The sequence below is a fragment of the Candidatus Dormiibacterota bacterium genome (assembly GCA_035544955.1).
Classification (GTDB): Bacteria; Chloroflexota; Dormibacteria; order CF-121; family CF-121; genus CF-13.
Genome location: DASZZN010000052.1, coordinates 1 through 2,996, shown reverse-complemented (window position 1 = coordinate 2,996; position 2,996 = coordinate 1). Strand labels below are relative to the sequence as shown.

Below are 2,996 nucleotides of genomic sequence, written 5' to 3'. Positions count from 1 at the left end.
CCCGGGCTCCGGCAGTCCAGGTCGTTGCAGGTGCAGGTCTCGTCCTGACGCACCCAGTGGATTGGAATCACGCGCCTCTTCCCTTTCTCCTAGGATCGGAAGCGCCGTTCCGGCTTGTTGAAGCTGTTCTCATGCTGGCCGGCTGGTCGTTAACCCACCGGCTGAAGGGGCGTTCGTCAAACAGCTTCGTGATCTGCCATATAGCAGCTACGACTGGCGAAGAATTCCCAGAAGGGCCCGAGCGCCAGCCGGACAGAGATATTGGATTTAAGATGGTGGTGATGCTCAGGCAGTCAGTGCTGCGCGCAGGTTGTAGCAGCCGAAGGTGAAAAGCCGAATACTGCTTATCCGGTTAGCTCAGCCGACGAGAGCCCCTCCGCGATCTGTCTGTAGGGTGTTGGCGCTCGGCGCGACCCAAGCCCGAGCAGCGTTTGGAAGGCGGCCATAGGTGTGCGCCGGCGATTAAAGCGAAAGACGAACTCATCCAGATAGAACTGAAGGTGGTCACCGGAAACGCCGTGGTAGGTGCCCTGAAGCCAGGCCTTGAGGTTGCTGATCACGCGGTGGGCGCGCGGGACGATCTCGCCAACGTCCTCGCCGAGGAACCGGCCGGCACGGAGACTCTTCAGCTGATGGTCGTAGCCCAGCTTCGCTAGGCGTCGATACCCCTGCCATGCATCGGTGTGCACGGTTGCGCCAGCGGCGACGTTGTCGCTTACGAAGCCGCACAGGGCGTCCGCTGACAAGTCGCCAAGCACCTCCATCCGGATCCTCCCAGAACCCGATCCACGAACTTCGACAGCGACGATAACGATCTCGGCGGCCCCCAGCGAGTCGCGACCACCGCGCCGCCCAGCGTCAGCGCCTCCAACGTAGGTCTCGTCGACTTCAACCGCTCCGGTCAGCTGCGATCGCTCTGGCGCGACCATCGCCCGCCGCAGCTTGTGCAGCATCATCCAGGCCGTCTCGTAGCGGTTCAGCCCGAGTTGCCTGTAGAGCTGGAGCGCCGACACGCCGGGCGTCGCCGTGGTCATCAGGTAGGCCGCCCAAAACCAGAGGTGTAGTGGAGTCCTGGTCTTGTGCAGGACCGTGCCGGCGGTCACCGAGACCTGGTGGCGGCAACTCTGACACTGCCACAGCAGCCGCGTCGTCACCGCCGAGGCGCGATCCGAACCGCACGCCGGACAACGGAAGCCATCCGGCCAGCGAGAGGCGAAGAGGTACTCGCGGCAAGCTGCCTCGTCCGGAAAGCGCGCCTGGAACTCGACGATCGTCCTCGGGAAGTCTGGGCGCGGCACGATGAGATCGTAACTGAGCTAACCGGATAAGCGCTAAACGTACTTATCGGAAGTCAGGAATACCCAACTACGAGATCGCCTGACGCCTGAGGCTGACGCCTATTCTTGGGGCGATGAGGCGGTTCCTGGCCTTCGCTGCCGTGCTGCCGCTGCTGGCCGCCTGCGCCGAAGGTGGGCGATCCTACGCGCCGACCTCGCCGGCGCCCGCCGTTACCCAGGCAGCCGCGGCCGCGGACAAGTCGGCCGAGGCGCCGAGCTGCTCCGGCAGGCCGACGCCGGCCCAGACGGAGGGTCCCTACTTCAAGTCGGGATCCCCGGAGCGTGCCTCACTGCTCGAGTCCGGCCTGCCCGGCGGCCAGCTTCTGCTGAGCGGGCGCGTGTTCGACGTGCAGTGCCGGCCGCTGAGCGGCGTCGTGCTTGACTTCTGGCAGGCCGACGCCTCCGGCCGGTACGACAACGCCGGCTACCGTCTGCGCGGGCACCAGTCGACCACCGCGGACGGCCGTTACACCCTGAGGACGGTGATCCCTGGCGAGTACCCTGGCCGCACCGAGCACATCCACGTAAAGGTCGCGGCGCCGGGCAAGCCGGTCCTCACCACCCAGCTCTACTTTCCGGGCGTGGCCAGGAACAGCAGCGACTCCATCTTCGATCCGGCTCTGCTCATTCGGCTCGACGATGGCGCCCCTACGCGCGGCGGCGCCTTCGACTTCGTGAGCCCGAGCTGAGCTCGGGACCTCGGGCCAAGCCGATGCGCAGCAACGTCCGCACGGATCGCGCAGCGGCGTACCTGCGGAACGAGCGCGGGGACATCCTCGGCGCGAACCCGCTCGGGTACGCCCTCTTCTCGGAGCTGTACGTCGACCCGGCTCGGCCGGTGAACCAGGCCCGGTTCGCGTTCCACAACCCCCGCGCGACCGGGGTCTACGTCGACTGGGAGAGCGTGGCCAACGACACCGTGGCGACCCTGCGCACCGCCGCCGGACGGGACCCCTATGACCGCGGCCTGTCCGACCTCGTCGGGGAGTTGTCGACGCGGCGCGAGGCGTTCCGCACCCTATGGGCAGCGCACGACGTCCGCTTTCATCGCACCGGGGTCAAGCGATTCCAACACCACGTGGTCGGTGACCTCGAACTGACGTACGAGACGATGGAAATCCCGGCCGACCCGGGTCTGAGGCTGGTTACCTACAGCGCCGAACCCGGTCCCGCATCCCAGGATCGGCTGAACTTCCTCGAGCAGGCGGAGCCGGCCGACGCGACCGACCGAGCGTCGTCGGTACGCGTGGTGGGTCCCGATACATCAATCAACAAGGAGAATCGTTGAATGCGAGGAGCCGTTATTCATGGCCCGGGCGATGTTCGCTGTGAGGAGCGCCCTGACCCGACGATCATCGAACCAACCGACGCCACTGTGCGGACCGTCGCCACAGGCACCTGCGGGGCGGACCTCTGGTGCTGGAGAGTGCAACCGGAGAGGGGAAAGCGGCCATGAAGTTTCGAAGTCTCGGGCGGACCGGCCTGCAGGTGAGCGAGCTCTGCCTAGGGGCCATGATGTTCGGCCAGTGGGGCAACCCCGACCACGATGACTCGATCAAGATCATCCGCTCGGCCCTCGACGCGGGGATCAACTTCATTGACACCGCCGACGTGTACTCCCACGGCGAGTCGGAGGAGATCGTCGGCAAGGCCATCGCT

The 2,996-nt window shown here is 65.9% G+C and carries 5 protein-coding genes and 1 pseudogene; 5 read left to right on the top strand and 1 reads right to left on the bottom strand.

Annotated elements, in window-relative coordinates; genetic code table 11:
* Window positions 1–329 (top strand): hypothetical protein (locus VHK65_18895; protein ID HVS08219.1); only part of this gene is annotated, 329 nt, incomplete at its 5' end.
* Window positions 330–344: 15 nt separating this feature from the next.
* Here VHK65_18895 and VHK65_18890 read toward each other — a convergent pair.
* Window positions 345–1,298 carry an IS1595 family transposase gene (locus VHK65_18890; protein HVS08218.1) on the bottom strand — a complete coding sequence of 318 codons (954 nt, stop codon included), beginning with the start codon at window positions 1,296–1,298 and terminating at the stop codon, window positions 345–347.
* 113 nt (window positions 1,299–1,411) lie between these two features.
* Between VHK65_18890 and VHK65_18885 the strand changes: the two genes are divergently transcribed.
* From VHK65_18885 to VHK65_18870, 4 genes and pseudogenes are all read left to right on the top strand, one after another.
* A complete protein-coding gene (locus VHK65_18885) occupies window positions 1,412–2,026 on the top strand; it encodes a dioxygenase (GenBank protein ID HVS08217.1) in 615 nt (204 codons plus the stop codon).
* Between the two features lie 23 nt (window positions 2,027–2,049).
* Complete coding sequence (locus tag VHK65_18880) at window positions 2,050–2,625, top strand: hypothetical protein (protein HVS08216.1); 576 nt, start codon at window positions 2,050–2,052, stop codon at window positions 2,623–2,625.
* Window positions 2,626–2,763 (top strand): annotated as a pseudogene (locus VHK65_18875) (IMP dehydrogenase). It begins immediately after the preceding gene.
* Between the two features lie 26 nt (window positions 2,764–2,789).
* A partial coding sequence (locus VHK65_18870; protein ID HVS08215.1) for an aldo/keto reductase occupies window positions 2,790–2,996 on the top strand: 207 nt, incomplete at its 3' end.

Coding starts and splice junctions, on each gene's coding strand:
- VHK65_18885 (HVS08217.1), top strand. CDS start 1,412: ATGAGGCGGTTCCTGGCCTTCGCTGCCGTGCTGCCGCTGCTGGCCGCC.
- VHK65_18880 (HVS08216.1), top strand. CDS start 2,050: ATGCGCAGCAACGTCCGCACGGATCGCGCAGCGGCGTACCTGCGGAAC.